This window comes from Catenuloplanes japonicus, from assembly GCF_000717135.1.
GTDB lineage: Bacteria > Actinomycetota > Actinomycetes > Mycobacteriales > Micromonosporaceae > Catenuloplanes > Catenuloplanes japonicus.
Window position 1 is genome coordinate 96,949 of sequence record NZ_JNXY01000006.1, and the last position, 21,149, is coordinate 118,097.

Here is a 21,149-nt window from a genome sequence, read left to right on the forward strand (position 1 = left end):
CGATCGCCCTCATAGGAAGCATGCCGAAACGGAGCGCCGGTTGGGTAGCCCTGGCGATCAATTTCCACACAAGCGGTCACGGAAACGGCCGGGACCCCGTGGGATCCCGGCCGTGTGCGTGGTGCGTGTCAGCCGCGTCCCATGCCCCGGTACTCCCAGCCGGCGTTGGTCCACAGCGTGCTGTCCAGGCAGTTCCGGCCGTCGATGACCTTCTTGCCCTTGGCGATCTCGCCGAGCGCGGTCGGGTCGGCGTTGCGGAACTCGGCCCACTCGGTCAGCACGCAGACCAGGTCGGCGTCCTGCACCGCGGCCTTCATGCTGTCCTCGTACGTGACCGTGGGCAGCGCGCGGGCGGCGTTCTCGTTGCCCTGAGGGTCGTACGTGTGCACGTCCGCGCCGGCCTTGCGCAGCAGCGCCGCGACCGCGAGCGCGGGGGCGTCGCGCACGTCGTCGGAGTTCGGCTTGAAGGTGGCGCCGAGCACCGCGATCTTGGTGCCGGACAGGTCCGGGCCGGCCGGGCCGAAGCGGCGGTCCAGCAGCTCGGCCGCGACCTGCAGCACCTTGGTGCGGCGGCGCAGGTTGATCAGATCGACCTCGTGCAGGAAGCGCAGCGCCTCACCGGCGCCCAGCTCCTGCGCGCGGGCCTGGAACGCGCGGATGTCCTTCGGCAGGCAGCCGCCGCCGAAGCCGACGCCGGCCTGGAGGAAGCGGTTGCCGATGCGCGGGTCGTACCCGATCGCCTTGGCCAGCTGGGTGACGTCGCCGCCGGCGACCTCGCAGACCTCGGCCATCGCGTTGATGAAGGAGATCTTGGTGGCCAGGAACGCGTTCGCCGCGACCTTGACCAGCTCCGCGGTGGCGAAGTCGGTGACGACCATCGGGACCTCGCGGTCCTCCGTGGCGGCCAGGTCGAAGACGCCCTTGTGCGCGGCGAAGAGCATGCTGTTCGCCCAGTCGGACTTGACGCCGACCACGATGCGGTTCGGACGGAGCACGTCCTCGACCGCGAAGCCCTCCTGGAGGAACTCGGGGCTCCAGGCGACCTCGATGCCCAGGTCGGGCTCGGCGTGCTTGCCGACCAGCTGCTCGATCCACTCGGCGGTGCCCACCGGGACGGTGGACTTGCCGACGATCAGCGCCTTGCGGGTCACGTGCTGGGCGAGGCCGCTCACGGCCGCCTCGACGTAGGAGAGGTCCGCGCCCATCCCGTCGGCGCGCTGTGGCGTGCCCACGCAGATGAAGTGCACGTCGCCGTGCTCGGCGGTCTCGGCGTAGTCGGTGGTGAACCGCAGCCGGCCGGAGGCGAGGTTACGACGCAGCAGCTCGTCCAGTCCGGGCTCGTGGAAGGGCACCGAGCCGGCGGACAGCTTGGCGATCTTGGCCTCGTCCACATCGAAACCCACCACCTCGTAACCCAGCTCCGCGAAACAGATCGCGTAGGTGGCCCCGAGGTAGCCAGTGCCGAGGAAGGTCAACCTCGGTCGCGGAGCGCCGGACGGCGGGGTCACCGGGGCGATCGCTTGCACGGACTGGCTGGTGGGGTAGGGGATCGTCACGCCTTTTCTCCGCTCACAGCATGTTTCGGCCTTGGGCGCAGGCGACAATAGTCAGAGTTCCTACGCGTCGGTAACAAGGATCTGAATGACGGTCGGTATCCTCGCATCCGCGCAGGTCGCTAGCAAAGGGAAGGGCCGCAATGTCGACAATCCCAACATTCGATGCGTATCAACTTCCTGAAGATCATGAAGCGGTGCGTGAAGCGGTTCGCGCGGTGTGTGACGCCAAGGTAGCCCCGAATGCGTCTGAAGCGGACGAAAAGGCGGAATTCCCCCTCGCCTCGTACGACGCGCTCCGCGCCGCGGATTTTCACGCACCTCACATCCCGGAGCGCTTCGGCGGCGCCGGGGCGGACGCGCTCGCGACCGCGATCGTGATCGAGGAGGTGGCCCGCGCGTGCGCCTCCTCCTCCCTCATCCCGGCGGTCAACAAGCTCGGCACCATGCCGTTGTTGCTGGCCGCGTCCGAGCAACTCATGGAGCGCTATCTCCGTCCGGTCGCGGCCGGGGAGGCGATGTTCAGCTACTGCCTCTCCGAACCGGAAGCGGGCAGTGACGCCGCGTCCATGACCACACGCGCCGAACGTGACGGTGACCACTACATCCTCAACGGCGCCAAGCGCTGGATCACCAACGCGGGCGTCTCCGACTTCTACACCGTCTTCGCCGTCACGGACGCGGCCGCGCGATCCCGTGGCATCTCCGCGTTCGTCGTGGAGAAGTCGGACAACGGCGTGAGTTTCGGCGCACCGGAGAAGAAACTCGGCATCAAGGGCTCACCCACGCGCGAGGTGTACTTCGACAACGTGCGCATCCCCGCCGACCGCATGATCGGCGACCCCGGCACCGGCTTCGGCACCGCCATGAAGACGCTCGACCACACTCGTGTGACCATCGCGGCGCAGGCCGTCGGCATCGCGCAAGGGGCGCTCGACTTCGCGCTCGGCTACGTCCAGGAACGCCGCCAGTTCGGCAAGCCGATCGCGGAGTTCCAGGGCCTGCAGTTCATGATCGCCGACATGGGCATGAAGCTGGAGGCGGCCCGCCAGCTCACCTACGTCGCCGCCGGCAAGTCCGAACGCGGCGATTCCGACCTGACCTATTTCGGCGCCGCCGCCAAATGCTTCGCCTCCGACGCCGCCATGGAAATCACCACCGACGCCGTGCAGCTCCTGGGCGGCTACGGCTACACCCACGACTACCCCGTAGAACGCATGATGCGCGACGCGAAGATCACCCAAATTTACGAGGGTACGAATCAAGTGCAGCGAATCGTGATGTCAAGGCAGCTGCTTAAGGGCTGATTGGCCGACGTTTTCGCAGGTCAGCGCCGCTGTTGAGGTGGCGCTGACCTGTTGGTTGATGTTGGTTCGCTGTGGTCGTTTTCGATCGTCATGCTGGGCAAATCCTGGCCATCCAGAGTGGATAGATGGCTGCACGTCGATGTGCCGTACATGTAGTTTGTCCGGCGCTCCGTGCCTTGCCGGGGTCTGGGGACGTGAGATGGGTCCTGGCGCTGCCGTCATGCTGCGAATCGGTCGGCCTGTGCGGCACTGGCTGGAGGGTGCGGACTTGCCGCGATCGCGCCCAGGTCCCCGTTGATGGCCGCTCAGCCTGTCGAGAACATCTCGGCGAGCTGGGCGGGCCGACAGTCACCGTCCCGGCAACACTGCGGCCGAGCCCATCCCGCCCAGGCTTGCCGACAGCCTCCACCGGCTTCTCCGGCGGCGTGATCAGTTCGTGGCCTAGGTCGAACGGATGCTCGACGTCCGCCCTCTCGCCTAGGTCGTGACCTTGACGCTCGTTTAAGTCGGTGAGGCCCCGCGCCTGAGTCCGCAAGGCATTCTCGCCACCCCCACCCCCACCCCCACCCCCACCCACCCCCCCCGTCGCCCCCATGCTTTCGGCAGCTCCGTCAGTGGCGAACACCCTAAAGCCGGGGACTAAGCCGCTCAAAATGCGCGTTCCTTCACGTCGTCCCAACCCGCCATCGCGGCCTGCGGCATGACGCCGTGCAGTTGCCCCGCGTTGTCGCAAGCAAGCATGCAATTACCCTCAGTGACTGCACGACGTCACCGGGCGAGCTATGTACGCGTCATGTCAGGTGCATATGCTTCAAATTGTCGCACTCGATCTTCGTCTATGGTGTTGGTTGTTGGGTGGGTTGCCCCACCGCTTCCTGCTGAAATGCTAAGAAGCCCGCCATCCGCTTTTGTTTCTGCGGACAACATACGACTTAGAGTCGGTCATCGTCATCCCAATGCGCGTACGCAGCGGATGTGCAGTGTAGACTGCAGCGAGTTACGCCACCCGGCGAGACCTCAGCAGGACAGGATGGACGCGATGACACAAGATCCCCCGGAGTCGGAGGAGCCGGAGGACGCCCAAGAGTCTGACGAGGCTCTGGAGCCAGTGGTCGAGTTCGATGATCGATCGGCGGAGATGCCGACTGATCAAGCGGTCATCCGGTCGTCGCGGAACAGCATCCGCGTCTTCTTGAAGGCGTGGAACTTCGCCCGACTGGACGGCGTCGTGAACACGGACTGGGTTCCCGAATTCGCCATAGTGATCATCTTGACGGTCGCCGGCGCCATCGTCGGACCGATGCTCGTTCTCGGGCCGAACGCGTCGGACGAACTGCGCGCGATCACGGCTGGAGGTTTCGGCATCATGATCCTTGCCGCTGGCTTCCTGTTCCGTGACGCTCGGCGCCACTGATGCGACGGGAGACGACATGCCCGCTCACCTTGCTGTAGAGCTGTATCTGTCGGCTCGTCCCAAGGGGGCCGCCGTTCACCGTCGGGCTTTAGTGATTCAGGCGTTGTCCGTCCTGGCGAGCGAGGCGGCGCCCGCCGGTGCGGACGGAGACGCGCCGATTTCTGACCTTGTAGAACTTTTCGGGACGGAGGCCATCGACACGGACATCCTGATCGAGAGTCTCGCTCATCTCGCGCGTCAGGCGTTGCGCCAGCTTCAGCCCGCCTCGCAGTAGCGGGTCAGTCCTACACGGAGATCTACGGTCTGCCCGCTGACACGATGATCGTTTAGCGGGCAGGCCGAGGACGGAGTTCGCTGGCCATGTGATGGAGCGATCGTCTGTGGTCCGGCAATGACAACAGGGATGTGTCCGTCAGGGAACGGAAGCGAATCCCCCGGCGCCTGCGCACAAGGCCAGATGCCGCGGCGGGCCATGCGCCAGTATCCGATGGGCTGGATCAGCTTCACCGTCATGGACGTGCTGTCGCCCGGCATGACCATCTCGGTGCCCTCGGGGAGGGGCACCACGCCGGTCACGTCCGTGGTCCGGAAGAAGAACTGCGGCCGGTAGTTATGGAAGAACGGCGTGTGCCGGCCACCCTCCTCCTTCGAGAGGATGTAGACTTGGCCCTCGAACTCCGTGTGCGGAGTCGAGGTGCCCGGCTTGATGACGACCATGCCGCGCTCGACGTCCTCGCGCTTGATGCCGCGGAGGAGCAGACCGACGTTCTCGCCGGCCCGCGCCTCGTCCAGCACCTTGCGGAACATCTCGATACCGGTGCAGATCGTCTTCATCGACTTCTCGCGGATGCCAACGATCTCCACCTCCTCGTTCGGCTTGAGGATGCCGCGCTCCGCGCGACCGGTGACCACGGTGCCGCGGCCGGTGATCGTGAAGACGTCCTCGATCGGCATGAGGAACGGCTTCTCGGTCTCGCGCTCGCTGGCGCTGGCCGGCTGTTTCGAGAACGGCTGGCCGCGAAGATTGGAATCCGCGAGCCGGAACAGCCTGCTGCAACTTTGTTAGGGCAACTCCCGATTCAGTGAACGATCCAGTGGCAGTCTCGAAGTCGATGGCTTCGCGATCCCTAGGGCCACCACCGCGGCACTGCCTGGATCGATTGCGAGTCTCAGCGCGTCATCGATTTTCGTCCCGGACGTGACGCGGAACCGCCGGCCGGATGGCTGCGCGACCACGAGGCTTCAGCGGTCATCTGTAGGAACCGGGCGAGCGCGAATGCCGGAGCTACCAAGACCGCGGTGCCCGACGCGGTCCAACTCGCGTACCAGTTCCACTTATGACAGAACCTCGCCACCACCGTTAACCGCCCTCGCGACGCTAGGGATCCTGTCTGCCTAGACAGTCAGCCGAACGCGCCGAGACTGACGCCGCAACGGTCACGGGGCGGGCGGGCGCGACAGCGCAACGTAGCCGCGCGAATCACGCCTAGTCCACGAGATGACTGCCCATCCAAGGTGCCAGCTACCGGCGGATTGCCTGGCACATGGTCTGGAGTCACAACTCCGTCTCCCGCTACGCCCACGCCGTGACCTGGCAACCACGTCAGGACCGTGCCGTAGAAACATCCAATTTTACAGGACCCGTTCAAGGCCTACCTGATCTCGCGGATCGAACGGTGGCTGATTCAAAGCCAGCCTCCTGCACCGTGAACTCACCGCCCGAGGATTCGGCGGCTACGGCATCGTCCGCACATTCATCGAGCCAACGCCGCTACCGGCCCGATCCGCACACCCGGGCCCGTCCGCTATCACCACGGCGGGTCACCAAACTGGATCTGCCGACACCGAGTCCTTCTGACCGACTGAACCAGATCATTCACTCAAGAGGGTCAGGGCTTCGTTCTCGCCTGAAACCAACTGATCTTCCCATGGGTAGGCTGGGCGCTCGGACAGGTCCGCCGTCGGTTAAAGCGCCACAGCATGTTTGCTGCAGTTTCCGAGTGTGGGGGCACTGTCTGATCGGAACCCGTTATTGAGCGGCAAGCACTGGCAGCAGGCGAAGAATCGCGTACTGAACCTAACGCAAGTGTCCTAGGAGTCTGGCGTTTTTCTTTCTGGTGAAGCTGACAACCTAAACGACGAATGCCAGTAGGTTCTGGGCCGGCTGTCCACAGGCGCGGTGGCACCGCTGTCCGATGAGAACCTGGTTCAGTCTGCGGCCAACTTCTATGGCTATCGCGTGCTCGACTGCGTCCGGGTGGTCCGGTCTTCTCGCGTGTGGCGAGGGATCCGCTACCTGCTGTCCACGGTCAGGCTTTAGCCTCTGCGCTTGCCGGTGAGGACAAATCAGGCCGGGTGGATCCACTCGTCGACTGCGCAGCAGGGTGCAGCATGTAGTCGATGATGACCGGGATCTGAATGCTGTGCTTGCCATTAGCGCGTGGCGATACTCAGTCCCTCTAGAGAGAGTAAATCTTTGGCGACCCTAGTGGCCTTGGCGGGCAAGGCGAATGTATTCGTTCGCGTGCCGGAGCCATAATCCGGTAAGTAACTCCAAGGTGGGCTACGCGCGAAGAGGCCGCCGACGAGAGAATTTAGCTCGGTTGTGTTTCGACTGGAGCGCTCCGTCGTGCTGACGGTGAAGATGGCCCGACGGTGTTGCTGCCTGTTCGGTTTCGTATAACTGAGTGAACATAAGCCAACAGGGCTGCAACCCTGCAGTGAAGAGCCTTAGGTCTGGCGGTCTCACAGAATGTAGATACGCTCGTTTGTGCCATCCTTGTGGACAACGGTCAGGGCGCCGCCGTTCTTGTTAAGTAGCTCCTCGACCAATGCGTAGACCTGCAGCGACCGGTTGATCACGTCGGTCTTACTTAAGCCGGTCTCAGACGTCAGCGTCATCAGGTCCTGATGCGCTCGCTGAGTCAGATTGACTGTGACGCGGACCAGGTTGCTTATAGATGGCGCCGTGTCGGGCTGGTCGGTCGCTCCAGTGTCGGACTCCTCCTCTGTAGAGGTGTCCGCGACTGCTCGTCCTCGCCTGTTCGCCATCAGTCCTCCTGATCATGGATGAGGGGAAGGGGTGGAACCACGCCTCTTCCTCCATCCTTCTCTTGATGTGACGTCTTGAACGCACTCTGTATGCCTTTTGGGCGCATCGAACGCACACGACGTGTGTTCCCGACCAGTACGGTACACCATGGGAGCGCTTCCAGTGGATCAACTTTGTGTGATCGTTGTGGGAATTCCACTCAGGACGCCCAACTGCCCGGTCCAAGCGAAGCCTACCCGCCCGTGCCGCAAGCATGGGCAAAGGTGGGCAAAGGGCGCCAAGCATGCGGCCGACACGCGCATGTTAGGCGACTGCTAACAGGCAAAGGTATGCACAGGTTAGGCTGTCTGCCACCGGTAGGCGGACTGATCAGCTGCATGAGGAGTCACATGGGCGCGCACCGTCATCATCACGCTCACGAGAGTGGCGGGCTAGCTGACTACCCCGACCGGATGACACTGCACGAGTGCCCCGGCGAGCGGGCCAACGTGGCGCGATTTCACACCACGGTCAGCCCGGCGGTCGGCACATCTCAATGGATCATTATCCCTGAGCAGGCTCCGATCAGTGGCCGGGTCGTCCGGACTGAGGATTTGACCGCTGGCGTTCTGTCCGGGCCGCCAAGTGCCGGTGCCGATCCGTTTATTACGCGCTACCTGATATCAAGTCCCGCCACGCCTGCCCCTCTCATGCCGCCCCCTTCCACCATGCCTTCAGTCTTCGAGAACGACATGCCCAGGCTGCAGCTGCTATACGGCGAGGGTGATACTCGGACGGTGGACACCGGCGGCGAACGCCCGCTGGACTCCGCCACTGAGATGAATCTTCCCGATACCGCCTGATCGCGGTGGCTTCACCAGCGGACACATTCTGTTGCCGCGGCCGGTTGATGCCGTTGGGATGCGTATGCAGGGCGCAGGTGCACTGGACTCCGGCCAGCTTCGTGGGGCGATGATCTTAGGTGCCCGGTGTCAGTCGGGGCCTTGCGTCGCCGGTCGGGGTTCCTGACGTGTACGTGATCGCCTGTATCGTCGGCTACAGAGGCTGGGACTCGGTGTCGCACGCCGAGGTCCGCAAGGCCGCTCCCTCGGAGCCTGCTGTCGGTCGACGTCTCACTCGCGTGGCTTGCACTAGCCGGCGAGCATGTCGACGTACCCTAGTGTTGCCTCGGGGTTCGGGCTCCCTGTCGGGTCAGGCTCAACCTGTCCCGCCCGCCGCTGTACTGCGGCCATGCCGCCACCTCTCCCGAGCATCTGTCACCGCAAGAGGCAGGCTTGGCGGCGGTTTCACACTCTATGACCTTCGCCCCTCCCGTGGTGCTCTACCGTGAGGCTTACACGTTCGGCGTAATTGGTCACCACATCGTATGACCAACATCTGCATGTCGCACGCGCCGTCCGTCGCTTGAGACCTGCCATTCGTCGCATGCTGGTGCTGCTCCGGCGCAGCGGGGCTGGCGTGCAGCCCCGTCTAGCGCGAAAGAATGCAGGGCGATGACGCTTCGGGCATCACATCGTGCAGTCATTTGATGTATCCTTGCCCCTTGGAGGTGGTTGTGTTGTTACCATCACGTAGAGTGACGTGCTGGCAGGGTGTCTTTCACTGAAGCCGGGCACCCGTCTGACGCAAGCAGAGGCGACCTCGCGTCTGGCCTAAAGCCCAGTCCATGGCACCAACATCAATTGCTCAAGCATCGCGATCATGCGCAAGCGCGAAAGGGGATGAAGCACGATGTCCACAGCGAAGCTGCTCGACCGCGAGGACTGCTCCGTGACAAGGCCGGCGTCCTTGCCCGGTCACTTTGATGATCCACAAGCATCCGAAACGTCTGGGGGCCACGGTCACGATGATGTGGCAGCCGTGCATTCGTCGCCACACAAACTGGCCACGGGGGGCCGACCGGTGCGTCTTACCGTCAATCTCACCTCGCAAGCAGCCGCCGCGCTCAACCGCGCAAGCGACACAACCAGGCACTCGAAAACCGATACAGTCAACCGAGCCCTGCAGATTTATGACCTCGTGCTGGAGCTCGTCGAACGAGGTGAAGGAAGCCTCACGGTCGTCCATCCAGGCGGTGAGATCGAACAGATCCAGTTCCTCTGAAGCCCTGCCATTGATCGATGTCAGCGGCACGTCTCTTGGCTCGCGCTCCACTGCGGTGAGTCACCCTGACGTGCGTGGGTTCGGCAGCCGCATCCCGGACCACGTATATGCCAGGCGCTTAAGTGCCAGCGCTGGCCTGCCTGTCGATAGAGACCCTTCTGTGGACTATCCAGCCGATGGGAGCTGACTAGGCTGCCGTGGGACTGCCTAAGTTATATGTTCGACAACTTAGCGTCGCGGGACTCATAACCCAGAGGTCGTCAGTTCAAATCTGGCCCCCGCTACAAATGAAGTTGCAGGTCAGAGCGCGGTCCCTGGTTTCCAGGGCCGCGTTTTTGATCTCCTTCCGGGCATAGTCCGGGCAGAACTCGGCGACACCAGGCATCACGAGGCAACCCGCGTCTTCCGCTTCACCTCGCGAGAGTGATATGCGCCACTTTGCTTCGCTAACGTGGCCCGCGTCACTGGGATGGAGCGGCTAGCCTGCGCTGATGGATGCGGAGCCGCAGCGGCGCAGTGCGTGGACCATTCACGGCGAGCGGACCGTCGATGACACGCGCCGGGCGAAGTTGAGCATCGCCGATGTTGAGCTACCCGACGGCACTCGCTTCGAGCAGTACGTGCTTCGTGTTCCCGGTGCGGCCATGGTCATCGTTCTGGACGGCGACGAACGTGTCCTGATGATGTGGCGGCATCGCTTCGTCATGAACCGCTGGGTCTGGGAGCTGCCCGGAGGCTATCTCGACCCTGATGAGGAGCCGGCGGTGTGCGCGGCGCGTGAGGTCGAGGAAGAAACGGGGTGGCGTCCTTACGAGCTGAGGAAGCTGTTGATCTTCCAGCCGATGGTGGGAACGATCGATCAGGAGAACGTCGTATTTCTGGCGCGGGGTGCTGACTTCACCGGTTCCGTCCCTGATATCAATGAGTCTGAACGCGTTGCCTGGATTCCGCTCGACCAGGTCCAGCGGCTGATAGCCGACGGAGAGATCGTGGGGGCCGGGACAGTCTCTGGATTGCTGGCTGTGCTGCTTTTGCAGGCGAAGGAGGAACTCTAGCGGCCCGGCCTGTCGTCGTTGAAGCTATTCCGATCCGCCGCAGAGTGGCTTTCTGCCGTCTTGTGCGCGCAACGTGCGCATCTGGTCGGGCACGGCGTAAGAGCTGCGCTCCTGGCGAGGCCACTGGTGTGCAGGATGGTCGTGACGACGTGGTCGAACTCCGCGTGCTCAGGGATGACTGTTTCGTCCGCGACGCCGAGCAGGTCTTGGGCGGTGTACCACTCGCGCATGGTGTCCGCGGAGACAGGAATCGGTTCCTGACGGGTGAGGTGTCTGCGTACCGTTTCGTCGAAGGACACGTCGAGATAGAAGCAAGCGGTGGGGCCGGTGTGCTCGCTAATCAGGGCGCGGAGCGGGTCACCGTACTGGCCGGTGTGCAGGATGCCTTCGAGGACGACGTGGTATCCGCCGTCGAGCGCGGCGCGCGCCATCGTGGTGATGAACCGGGGTGCGACCCGGTCTTCGCCGCCGCCTCCGTGCTCGCGCAGGATCACCCGTCGCAGGTGGTCCTGTTCGATGAGGGCGCACCCGCGTCCGTACTGCCGACGGACCTCCCGGGCGGTGGTGGTCTTCCCGCTTCCGCTGTTGCCGCGGATCACCACCAGGATCGGCTTCCGTGCGGACACGTGCGGGCCGGCGGGCGTCACGGGTTCACCGGTGCCGGCCAGGCGATGGTGATGGTGGTGTTCTGGCGGGCCACGGTGACGTGCGGTTGGGTGGACGCGGGTGGTGTGCTGCCGGTCGGGTGGATGGTGATGTCCGGGCCGGGGCCGTGCCGGTAGTGGCTGTCCCAGTCGGTGATGAGGTTGATCATGTCGGTGGTGAGGGTGGCCGCGGCTGGTCCGAAGCCGTGGGCGCCGAATTGCCAGGTGTCGTCCTCGATGCTGCGCATGGTGAGGTAGGCGAAGCTGTCGTCGGCCAGCAGGGTGGGGCAGAAGAAGCGGTCCTGCGGGTCGAGCAGGCCGGTGGTGCGTTCCCGGTCGACATTGAGGGTGCCGAACGGCCTGGGCTGGCTGGCGAACCACAGGTGCAGGCTCTCGAAGGAGCTGTGGTCCTGCTCGGTGATCGTGACCGGCGCCCACACATCCGTCCGGAGCCCGTTCAGGGCTGTGGTGAGGGCATCGGTGTCGACGTCGGCGGGGTCGTCGTACTGCAGGACGACGTCGTCACCGCGCAGCGCGATCCGGCGGGCGAGCTGGCGGTGCGCGCCCTGCATCGACACGAACCCGCACTGCAGTGCGGCGGTCGCGGCCAGGTGGCCGTCCCGGGGTTGCAGGGTCAGGCAGCGGGTCATGGCGCGCAGCCGGAGCGGGACGACGATACGGCCGTCGGGGGCGAGTTGGCCGGTCCAGGCGGGTGGGATGTCGCCGGCCTCGACCGTGACGATGATCGCGTCGTACGGTCCGCCGGCCGGGTACCCGAGGTTGCCGTCGCCGGTGACGACCTGCACCCGTGGGTATCCGGCTCGGTCGAGGTAGGCGCGGGCGTAGCTGGTGATGTCGGCGTCGATGTCCATGGTCACCACGTGCCCGCCGGGGCCGACGATCTCGGCGATCAGCGCCGCCTGGTACCCGCCGGAGCCGATCTCCAGGACCCGGGAGCCGGGCCGTAGCCCGGCCTGTTCCAGCATGTACGCCTGCAGCCATGGCGCCGACACCGAACTGGTCACCCTGCTGTCCGGGCCGCGTTTGGTGGCCACGATCTCGTCGGCGTATGCCTGGTCCAAGGGCACGTCCTCGGGCACGAACAGATGCCGGGGCACCGCACCGAACGCGGCTTCGACCGCGGGCGTGCGGATCCTGTTCTTCCTCACCAGCCGAGCCGTCAACGCAGCCCGGAACTGCTCCGGTGACGTGCTCTGCACCGCAGAATCCACTGATCATTCCTCTCACACGGTGGTCGTATCTGTCCCAACGGCCGAGCGGTACGGAAGTGGGCGGCTTCCCGTCCCGGGGTTCCGTTCGAGGCCGACTCGCAGACGAATTGCCGGCACCAGCGCGTGAACGACGTTCAGGCTCGGACGGTGGCGGTGCCGATGTGGAAGGCCGGTCATTGCTGGTTGTCGGGCTGTGGCAGGCGGACGCGCAGGTCCCAGCCGGCGAGTCCGGTTCCGCGGTATGGCACGAGCGTGGTCGGGAGCGATCCGGCGTCCGGGCGGCCGGCCGTCTCCCATCGGTCCAGCCAGGTCCGCAGGACCGTCAGGGACGGCGAGTGCGGGGTGTCGGCGATGACGGTGCCGTCAGCCAGGATCAGGGCGGCCGAGTCTGCGGTGGTGTGTCCGATGCCGCGAATCTGGTTCCGCAGCGACACGAGGCTTACCTGCCGGTCGCCGAGCGCAGCCGTATAGACGCTCCAGGACCGCCATGCGAGCGGCAGCTCGTGGTACGTCTCGGTATGGCCGGGATGCAGGAGCTGGTCGAGCGATGCGCGGGCACTGGCGCGCTGCGGGTCGTCGTCGCGCCAGCCGGTGGAGATCCAGGAAGGGACTGGCTGGTGGTCGCAGTAGTCGACCCAGCGTCCCGGGATGGTCAAGGCGTCATCGACGGCGGTCGGGGTGCTCTGCGCGTAGCCGCCACCGGTAACGGCCAGCAGCCGGGGCTGGCCTTCCTCGATGGTGATGGTGGCGATCAGCGTGGTGGAGGGCAGACAGGCGATCGGCAGGCAGGCCACGATCCGCCCGCCGTCGCGAACTTGATCCGTCCACGCGCGGGGTAGTCGTGGCGGAGTGCACCAGGCAACCAAGCAGTCGTATGGTCCGGCCGGTGGGTGGCCGGCAAGGCCGTTGCCGACGTGGAGGTCAACGCCGCTGACACCGCGTTCCTGGTGGATGGCGGCGGCGCGGGTGACGAGTTCGTCGCTGATGTCGACGCTGGTTACCCGGCCGCGCGGTCCGCACAGGCGGGCGAGGATCGCGCTGCTGTATCCGGAACCGGTGCCGATCTCCAGGATCCGATCGCCGGGCCGCACCTGCAGCGCTGTGATTTCGCGGCGGATGGAGTCAGGGGCTGAACGGTGGACCGTTTCGCCCCACTGTGGGTGGTGTGTGTAGGTGCGTTCTGGAACGGTGTCGAAGGCGTCGTCGAGCGTGGTCATGTTGAGGCTTTGACCAGCCGGGTGAGGGATTCGCACGCGGCGTGCGCGGCTTCGGTGAGGGTGGTATCGAGTGCAGCGGGTATGGGTTGTCCGAGTCCTGCCTTGGTAACGGTGGCGGTGAGTGCGTCGATGGTGCTGGGATCGAGCAGCGAGGCAGAGGGATGGTTGAGGAGTTCCGCTGCCGTGTAGGCGTCGTCGTCTGTGGTTGCTGCGGTGAGTTTTCTGATGACAGGTGCGATGTCGTGGCCGGGAACGAGGTCGATGACGGTGAGGCCCGCGCGCACCAGGAAGGTGAGGTGCGCGGGTGGCGCGGTGTCGAGCAGGTCGTAGCTGGAGACGAGAGCTTCGGCGGCCTCCGGCTGGCTATCGATGTGGGCGGCGGGGGTGGCGATCATGCGTAGGCATGCGGCGATGACGTGTTCCCAAGGCTCGGTGACTACGGAGGCGTCGATGAGTGCGTGCGCTCGCTCGTGATCGCCGGTGGTGGCGGCAGCGATGATCTCGATCTGCCGGCCGTCGAGTAGCCGGTCGCCGACTCCCCGATGTGTGTGCGCCTGTTGGCGGGCCTGTTCCCATTGGCCGGCGTGGCATAGGGCCTTCAGGCCGTCGGAGAGCAGGGTCTTCCACAGCAGGTGAGTGACTGCTCGTCGGGCGGTATCGGTCGCGGCGATGGTGCGTAGATCGAGGGTGCGGCCGTCGAGCGAGAACGGGGTGCCGTGCCGGGCGGCGTGGAACATGGCCTGGTGGAGGTGGAACGCGCGGGTTCCTTGACCGGCGCGGGTGTGAAGCCGGCCGATGTTGATCAGTGGCTGGATGGCGCTCTGCGCGGTGGCCTCGTCATACGGCCCGCCGGTGGCGTACGCGTCGAATTGCCGCCAGCACCATGCGCGCGCGGTGTCGGGCATGTGGCAGTCGGCGTAGGTGAGCGCGGCGAGGTTCAGTGCCATGGCGGCGTGGTCGGCCGACTCCTGCTGGTCCGCGGTCCGGGCTTGTTGTGCGACGCGGGCGACCCGTTCGGGCAGGGACCGGCATGTCGGTTTCCGGCGGGGCAGGAGCGGAAATCGGCGAGTAGCCGGAGCCGGATCGGCGTGAAGCGTGGCGGAGTTCGTGGAGGTGGGTGATGGCATGTTTTCCGCTCCTGCCCTGGGAAGGAAGAGTCGTTAGACCGGTGGGTTCACCAGCTGACGGTGAGGGTGGTCTGTGGGCGGACGAGATAGCCGGGTGTCGTGATGTGCTGTCCTGTCGGGGAGTTGCGGTGGGCGGTGACGGTGGGTTGGCCCGGCCGGGTCTTGTCCCACTGGGTGAGCAGTTCCACGGTGGTGTCGGCGAGGGTGGTGTGCGAGGGTCCGTGGGTGACGACGCCGATTTCGGCGATGTCGTCGTTGAGGTCGCGGGTGATGAGGTAGCTGATCGTGTCGTCGGTGTAGAGGGTGGCGCCGGCCCATCGTTTGGCCGGGTCGATCCCTGCGGCGCGTGCCTCGCCGGTGACGAGCATCCGGGCGAAGCGGGTGGTGGTGTTCGTGAGCAGCCACAGGTCGAGGTGGTCGGCGGGGCGCTGGTCGTAGCGGGCGGTGATTCCGGTCCAGGTCTGCTGAGGGGTCTGGCTGAGGGCGGCGGTGAGCGCGGCCGGGTCGGGCTCGTCGGTCGCCTCGACGCGCAGCACGACGTCGTCGGTGAGCTGGAGGCGTAGCTCGTCATGCTCAGTCGCACCGCGCATCGGCACGAAGCCGCAAACGATCGCACTACGGGCGATGAGCTGGTCCGGTGCGGTCCGGTCGAACGGCAGGGAGCGGGTCAGCCCGCTGCCGTGCAGGCGCAGCGGTACAACGATGCGGCCGTCGGGCGCGAGCTGGTCCCAGAGTGCCGGGGGGATGTCCCAGGCGCCGGCGGTCACGATGATCCGGTCGTACGGTGCCATCGGCGTGTGTCCGAGAGCGCCGTCGCCAGCGATGGCGGTGACCTGCGGGTAGCCGGCAGCGGTGAGGTGCGCGGCGGCGCCGGCGGCGAGTTCGGGGTCGAACTCGATGGTGACCACGGTGCCGTTCGCCCCGGTGAGTTCGGCGAGCAGCGCCGCGTTGACCCCGGTCGCCGCGCCGATTTCCAGGATTTTCTGGCCGGGGGTGACGTGGAGTTGTTCGAGCATGGTCGCCACCATGTTCGGCGCGGAAGCCGAGGAGACCGAAGCGCCGGAGGCGTCGCGGTGGGTGACGACGGGTACTCGGCCGTAGGCGATCTCCGGATCGACGCCGGGGATGAACAGTTCCCGCCGGACGGTGCGGAACGCCGTCTCCACCGCCGGCGTCGTGAAGGTGCCCCGGCTCTTGATCCAGTCAGCGAGTTCGTGACGAAGGCGGTCGTTACGTTCCGTGAAGGTGCTGGTGTCGGTCACCGCGCCGAGGGTAGTGGTTATCGGGTTGCCGGTGGGGTCGCCCGTGGTCGTGTCGAGGATTTCACTCGGAGGGCCGAAGACGATGTGGCGCGCGGCGGTGGCGAGCTGATGCTGATCGGCAGCGGGCACGCCGTGCCGGTTGAACAGGAAGATCAGGTGGTGGGTGATGACGGCGCGCAGGCCACGGGTCAGCCGTCCCGTGCTGGCGAGGTCTGCGAGCCGCCTGCCGGTGTGTTCCATGGCGGCAACCCATCCGGGCAAGTGGTGGAGCGGGCTGCTGGGGGCATCGGATGTTGCGGTGAGTAATCTTTCGATCGAGGTGGTGAGGGCTGTTGTGGGCTGCGGAGCGGCCGCGGCCTGTCGGGCGGCCGCGAGGCGTGCCCAGCAGTCGCCTTGTTCGTGCCATTCGAGCCGCGCGGCGCGCATCAGCCGCACGCCGAGAATGAACGCCAGCTCCCGCCGGTAGGGCGTGTCGCTGGTGGCGAGGTGGTCGAGGACGAACCGGCTGTCGGCGGTGAAGAGCCGGTGTGCGACGGCCATGCCGTCGGGTCCGCCGAACGCTTCGATCTCGGGCTCGTAGATCGTTGCGGAAGCCGCCACCACCTCCGGTAGCTGCCTCATCGCATCGATCAGGCTCTCGGAGAAGCCATCGGTCGGCTTCTCAAGGCGCAGCCGCCAGGTGTCGCCCTTGCGGACGAACCACCACCCGGTGATCTCCCGCGCGTATTCGGCGTCGATCAGGCGAGGGCGTATGTGGGTGACGCCGATGTCCTCGGCGTCCCGCCGGCTGGCGTAGGTGATGTTGACCTGTTGCCAGTCGGAGGTGGTCGCATCATCGCTCATCGTGGTTAAGGCCTTCCGGGTTGGGCGGTGGAGTGGTCAGGTCAGCAGCAGACAACGCGTCCAAGACGCCTCGCTGCCGGCGGTGATGGTGTGCAGGACTGCGGCGGCGCCGGGGTTGCCGTTGATGAGTCCGGTGGTCTGTCCGTTGTCGGTGTCGACGGCCGCGTGCAGCTGTCGGATGATCTGCGGCATGGTCGTGGGCAGGTCGCTGGTGCAGGCGTCAGCGGTGGCGGCCCAGACGGTGGCGGCCAGGCCGGCCCACCCATGGCACACGTACGGGTCGGTCAGCGCGGCGAGTTGGCGCGGGTCGGTGACGCACCGGGTGAGGGCGCGCTCGGCGGCGGCTTGCCGGGCCTGATCGCTGCGGGCGATCGCTGCCAGCTGTAAGGCTCTGCTGATGCCGGGCGTGCCGTAGCACCAGGACGGGCGCCCTGGCCCTTGCTGCGTGAGCCGCCCGGCACGAACCTCATGCACGCTGACGTACTTGGGCCACCACGGACCATCCGGTCCCTCCTGCTGCCAGGACCCGATCCAGCCGGTGATGCGGTCGATTGCCGTCGACTGCCCGGCCACGGTGATCCCTCGCCGCTGGGTGAGGGCGAGAAGGGCGAGCGGGCCGGCGACGCCGTGGGCCATGCCCAGATTGCCGTGCCCCTGAAGCGGTGACCCGGCAGAGGGAGCGTCGGCAGTCCACCAACCGGGCACTCCAGTGCCGCACTCGTCGTCGGCGAGCACGGGCTCGGTCAACCTCACGAGGTAGGCGAGCACCTCGCGGAGCAGACGGCCGTCGGGGTCTCGGGTGAGAAGGTATGCGCCGAGCCCGGTCAGCCCATGCACGAGGTCGAATTCGGCCAGTGCGGGCCGTGAGGCGTCGGCGAGTCGGGCGGTGGCGGCATCGAGTCGGGCCCGGACAAGTCGCGCTATGGCGGTATCGAGACAGTCGAGCGCGGTGCGGTACCGGACGGGATCGGTGACGGCGGCGGCGAACGCGACGGCGGGCGCCCCGAACCACAGACCACTTCCGTCGCCGACGGTGACACCGCCGGCGACGGCGCGGGCGAGCCACTCGTCGGCCTGCTGGCGGCCGGCGAGCATCGCGTGCGCGATCGCGAGACCAGCGGAGCCCGTGGACAGCGACTGCGGCAGCCACCGCCGTCGCGCATCATCGCGCGCAGCGGCGTTCGGTCCCACGGCAAGGACCGTGCCTTCGTTGCTGAGGTGCTGGGCTGCGCTCATGTCTCGTCTCCTGCCGACGCGGTGTGGGCCAGTGCTACCGCCCGCGCGAGGTGGTAGATACGGGCTTCGCGGTCCGGGTCAGTGCCGACGACGCGGTTGTGGTGCAGATGCAGCAGCGACTCGGCGACGTCTGCCGGTGCATCTGGGTCTTGGGCCAGCAGACACGCATAGACCCGGGCGGCAGCACGCCGATCGGCCCACGCCGTTCTGATCTGCTCCTCGCCGGCGATCGGCGCGGCGCCTGCTGTCTGAAGGCTGGTGTTGAATCTGGCGGCGGCGGTGAGCGCTCGCCGGCGGGCTTCGTGCTGACTCCCGGTCGGCCGCGGCAGCAGCCTCGGCCGGTCGGCAAGCCATCCGATTGCCGCGCGGGGCGTGCCGAGTAGCCCGGTGAGCAAGTCCAGATAGCTGACCACGGTGAGCACGTCGACGTCGTCTGCAGAGTCGTGGCAGGCTCTGATCTGCGCGGCGGCGGCTACGGAGTCGGCCGCGAACAGATCCTCCGCGGCGGACATCAGCGGGCCGGCACCGTAACGGGAGATCTCCGGCCGGTAGGTGTCCAAGATCAGGTCGCCAGCCAGGCGCAGTTGACGAAGACGGGTTACCCACCGGCCGAGCCGCTCGGCGTCTCGGCCGTAGTCGTTGGTCCGGCACCGTAGCCGAAGGTGCGGTTGCGGGTCGCGGTATCGCACGAACCACCAGCCCATCGACCCGGTGCTGTCCTGCAATGCGGGCAAGTGTTCATCGATGATCATCGACATCGCGTCCAGTGGCCCGTACACCTTTCCGAACAGCAGCGAAGCGCCGGGTGGGACCGTGTGGTCGCTCGGGACGACGGGCAGATGGTGAAGTCGGCGCGCGATGCGTGGTGCAGCCCCGGCGCCGGCGCGTGCGAGGGGGACGATGATCTCGTGCGCACGACCACCACACCAGCCGAACTCCTCGGCTGCAGGGGCCTCGGTGATGCGCGCCGGTCCGCTCGCCCGGTCGATGTAACGGCGCAACAGCGACACGTCCATCGGGTCGTTCAGACTCAGTCTCATCCGCTGCTCCGCACCACCGACGGTGATCATGTGCGGCATATTCCACTCGCGCTGGAATCGGCCCCACGCCTTCCGCCACTGCCCATGTGGAGCCTCCGGACCGGGCAGGGAACCGGAGGGGACCTGCCACGAAGCCGGGGAGAGGATGATGCGGCCGTGCCGCAGCCGAGGAAGGAAGGGCAAGCAGCGGGCAGTGCCCCAATCGAACAGGCTGAGCGCGGTGCCGGTGGCCCGGGGAAGTTCCAGCAACAGCCGTACGACCGGGGGCATCGTGTGCGGGGCCGCCGCACAGGTGAGTACCGGCTCAATGATCCGCCGGTCCGGCAGCGACACCACGTACATCCGGTCGTGGTCAGCGGTGACCGCCAGGTTCCGCAGCCGGATCACCGTGCTTTGTCCGGGGCGGTGTTCGGCGACGCTGAGGACGGCCGGGAGGAGCTGCTGGACTCGGGTCACGGACTCCACCACCGGGCGGTCCGGCGGAAACGACAGCTGTGCGGCCACCGCGTCGTCGACCAGCGTCGGCACGGCCGTGAGCGGCTTCTGTTCGCCTGCGAGCATGTCCAGGAAGCGGCCGGAAAGAGCGGCGAGGCTGCGGCCCAGGCCACCGACTCGCAGGGTGAAATCGCCGCGGCCCACGTCCTCAGCGGAGAAGGCATTCACCTCGACCATCACGTCCAAGTGCGCGGGCCAATCCCGACCCGGCTCGATGCCGCCACCGAGCGCAGCGATGTCGGACTGGGCCAGCGCCACCTCAGTGACACGGTCGTGCGTCGCCTGCTGCGCCAGACGAAGGAGGCGCTCGTCACGGCTGGTGGGCTGGCCTGAGCGCGGCTCAGGCGGCGACATGAAGTGCCGCGGAAAACCGAGCCCGAGGGCAGCATCGACCAGCGCGGGCACCGGCACCAGCGCGCCCGTGCCATAGCGTTCCAGGAAGCGACCGTGAAAGTCCCGCCAGCTCGGCAGGCCGGATGGTGCCGGACTCAGCCGTAGCAGCGTCTCCACGGCGGTTACCGCATCGGCCGCGATCCGGTGCGGCACAGCCGGTGTTCCTGCGAGCCGCAGGTGGACCCCAAGAGGCTGCGCGGAACTGGAAGCGACGGCTCGCATACTCGTGGCAAGCCGGGCTCGGGACACGCGGGTTGAGTCGCCTTCCATGAGCTGGCGGTGTATCGCGCGCAGCTGTCCGACAAGAGTTCTCTCCTCGGCTGTTTCGTCCAGGCCGATCCCGTCCAGTACCCGCAGCACATGCCCAAGCGGATCGGTGTACGTCAGCGGCGCCCGAAGGCTGGTGATCAGAGCGCCTGCGGAGATCAGCTGCCCGAGGAGCGACCGCACCGCCGTTGACGATGCGGCCGGAACATGGCTCTGCACCTTGTCGCACAGATCCGCCACCCGGATCGGCTCCTCGGCAGCAGCCAGCACGAACGCGACCGCCGGGGTCAAGCGCAGCGACACCTGCAACGGGCGACGCTGCTGCGGGTCGCCACTATGCGGCTGCCATAAGACGTGAAGGCGCCTGTCCTGCACAATCACCATGTCGTTCGCGCTGACCGACAGATGGCGCAGCACCCATGGTCGCGCCTCAAGGACAGCGATGACCGCAGCCACCCACTCAGCGCTGGCCTGCGACCACACTTCAGCACGTGGTACGTCGCCGAGCTCAACGACTGATCCAAAGCGCAAGGGCGCGACTCCAGCGAAGAGTCCGAACGGCGTCGCGCGGCCCCGCATCCGAACCAGATACCGTGCCAAGGCATACCCGGTCCTGGTCAACCGCCGCTCGTCCTGCAAGCCCTCATCAAGCACGGCACTGACCTGGGCGGCCAGCGCCGGGGAAGCATGGGAGATCGCGTCCGCGACACCGGCGATGCCCCACGCAACAGCGATCCACTCCCGCCACTGCACGGTATTGCCGTCATCCCCTGGCCAGTCTCCGCGGGCATCGAGTGGTCCGAAGGCACTCGCACGCCACATCGCAGTGCCGATGGGCCGGTAGCCGGGGTGCGCTTTCACCACGATGGGCTCCTCAAACGGCGGATGGCGCCTGTTCCCGGACGGTCG

15 protein-coding genes and 1 pseudogene are annotated in these 21,149 nt (G+C 66.4%); 6 read left to right on the forward strand and 10 right to left on the reverse strand.

What is annotated here, in order from left to right:
• Positions 1–128 precede the first annotated feature (128 nt).
• Complete coding sequence (locus tag OP04_RS11230) at positions 129–1,556, reverse strand: UDP-glucose dehydrogenase family protein (protein WP_033339530.1); 1,428 nt, start codon at positions 1,554–1,556, stop codon at positions 129–131.
• 140 nt (positions 1,557–1,696) lie between these two features.
• Here OP04_RS11230 and OP04_RS11235 point away from each other — a divergent pair, with 140 nt between their 5' ends.
• From OP04_RS11235 to OP04_RS11245, 3 genes are all read left to right on the forward strand, one after another.
• Positions 1,697–2,860, forward strand: coding sequence for an acyl-CoA dehydrogenase family protein (locus OP04_RS11235; RefSeq protein WP_033339531.1), 1,164 nt, complete (start codon positions 1,697–1,699; stop codon positions 2,858–2,860).
• A gap of 1,030 nt (positions 2,861–3,890) precedes the next feature.
• Positions 3,891–4,274 (forward strand): hypothetical protein, encoded by a 384-nt coding sequence (locus OP04_RS11240; protein ID WP_157239631.1) that lies wholly within the window; start codon positions 3,891–3,893, stop codon positions 4,272–4,274.
• Positions 4,275–4,290: 16 nt separating this feature from the next.
• A complete protein-coding gene (locus OP04_RS11245) occupies positions 4,291–4,548 on the forward strand; it encodes a hypothetical protein (RefSeq protein WP_157239633.1) in 258 nt (85 codons plus the stop codon).
• A 212-nt stretch (positions 4,549–4,760) separates the two neighbouring features.
• Here OP04_RS11245 and OP04_RS11250 read toward each other — a convergent pair.
• Positions 4,761–5,255, reverse strand: a pseudogene (locus OP04_RS11250) (EF-Tu C-terminal domain-related protein); the annotation flags it as partial.
• A gap of 1,764 nt (positions 5,256–7,019) precedes the next feature.
• Positions 7,020–7,325 carry a hypothetical protein gene (locus OP04_RS11255; protein WP_033339534.1) on the reverse strand — a complete coding sequence of 102 codons (306 nt, stop codon included), beginning with the start codon at positions 7,323–7,325 and terminating at the stop codon, positions 7,020–7,022.
• A gap of 453 nt (positions 7,326–7,778) precedes the next feature.
• Here OP04_RS11255 and OP04_RS53190 point away from each other — a divergent pair, with 453 nt between their 5' ends.
• From OP04_RS53190 to OP04_RS11260, 3 genes are all read left to right on the forward strand, one after another.
• Entirely contained in the window at positions 7,779–8,168 is a 390-nt protein-coding gene (locus OP04_RS53190; protein WP_157239635.1) for a hypothetical protein, read from the forward strand.
• Between the two features lie 889 nt (positions 8,169–9,057).
• Positions 9,058–9,429, forward strand: a complete 372-nt coding sequence (locus OP04_RS53195; protein ID WP_157239637.1) for a hypothetical protein — start codon at positions 9,058–9,060, stop codon at positions 9,427–9,429.
• 488 nt (positions 9,430–9,917) lie between these two features.
• Complete coding sequence (locus OP04_RS11260) at positions 9,918–10,484, forward strand: NUDIX hydrolase (protein ID WP_033339535.1); 567 nt, start codon at positions 9,918–9,920, stop codon at positions 10,482–10,484.
• On the opposite strand, the gene OP04_RS11265 is transcribed toward OP04_RS11260, so the two are convergent.
• From OP04_RS11265 to OP04_RS11295, 7 genes are all read right to left on the reverse strand, one after another.
• The gene (locus tag OP04_RS11265; RefSeq protein ID WP_063746585.1) at positions 10,481–11,131 is read right to left on the reverse strand and encodes an AAA family ATPase; all 651 of its coding nucleotides are present in this window, start codon (positions 11,129–11,131) and stop codon (positions 10,481–10,483) included. The genes OP04_RS11260 and OP04_RS11265 overlap by 4 nt on opposite strands.
• Positions 11,128–12,360 (reverse strand): methyltransferase, FxLD system, encoded by a 1,233-nt coding sequence (fxlM, locus tag OP04_RS11270; RefSeq protein ID WP_051797540.1) that lies wholly within the window; start codon positions 12,358–12,360, stop codon positions 11,128–11,130. The genes OP04_RS11265 and fxlM (OP04_RS11270) overlap by 4 nt, the downstream gene beginning before the upstream one ends.
• A 173-nt stretch (positions 12,361–12,533) precedes the next feature.
• The gene (locus tag OP04_RS11275; RefSeq protein ID WP_033339536.1) at positions 12,534–13,577 is read right to left on the reverse strand and encodes a protein-L-isoaspartate O-methyltransferase family protein; all 1,044 of its coding nucleotides are present in this window, start codon (positions 13,575–13,577) and stop codon (positions 12,534–12,536) included.
• On the reverse strand, positions 13,574–14,524 hold the full coding sequence (locus OP04_RS11280) for a hypothetical protein (protein ID WP_051797543.1): 951 nt from the start codon (positions 14,522–14,524) through the stop codon (positions 13,574–13,576). Before OP04_RS11280 ends, OP04_RS11275 begins: the two co-directional genes overlap by 4 nt.
• A 227-nt stretch (positions 14,525–14,751) precedes the next feature.
• Positions 14,752–16,809 carry a methyltransferase, FxLD system gene (fxlM, locus tag OP04_RS51055; protein WP_033339537.1) on the reverse strand — a complete coding sequence of 686 codons (2,058 nt, stop codon included), beginning with the start codon at positions 16,807–16,809 and terminating at the stop codon, positions 14,752–14,754.
• A 36-nt stretch (positions 16,810–16,845) separates the two neighbouring features.
• A complete protein-coding gene (locus tag OP04_RS11290; protein WP_051797545.1) occupies positions 16,846–18,045 on the reverse strand; it encodes a lanthionine synthetase C family protein in 1,200 nt (399 codons plus the stop codon).
• The gene (locus tag OP04_RS11295) at positions 18,042–21,104 is read right to left on the reverse strand and encodes a lantibiotic dehydratase (RefSeq protein ID WP_085066374.1); all 3,063 of its coding nucleotides are present in this window, start codon (positions 21,102–21,104) and stop codon (positions 18,042–18,044) included. Before OP04_RS11295 ends, OP04_RS11290 begins: the two co-directional genes overlap by 4 nt.
• Positions 21,105–21,149: the final 45 nt, after the last annotated feature.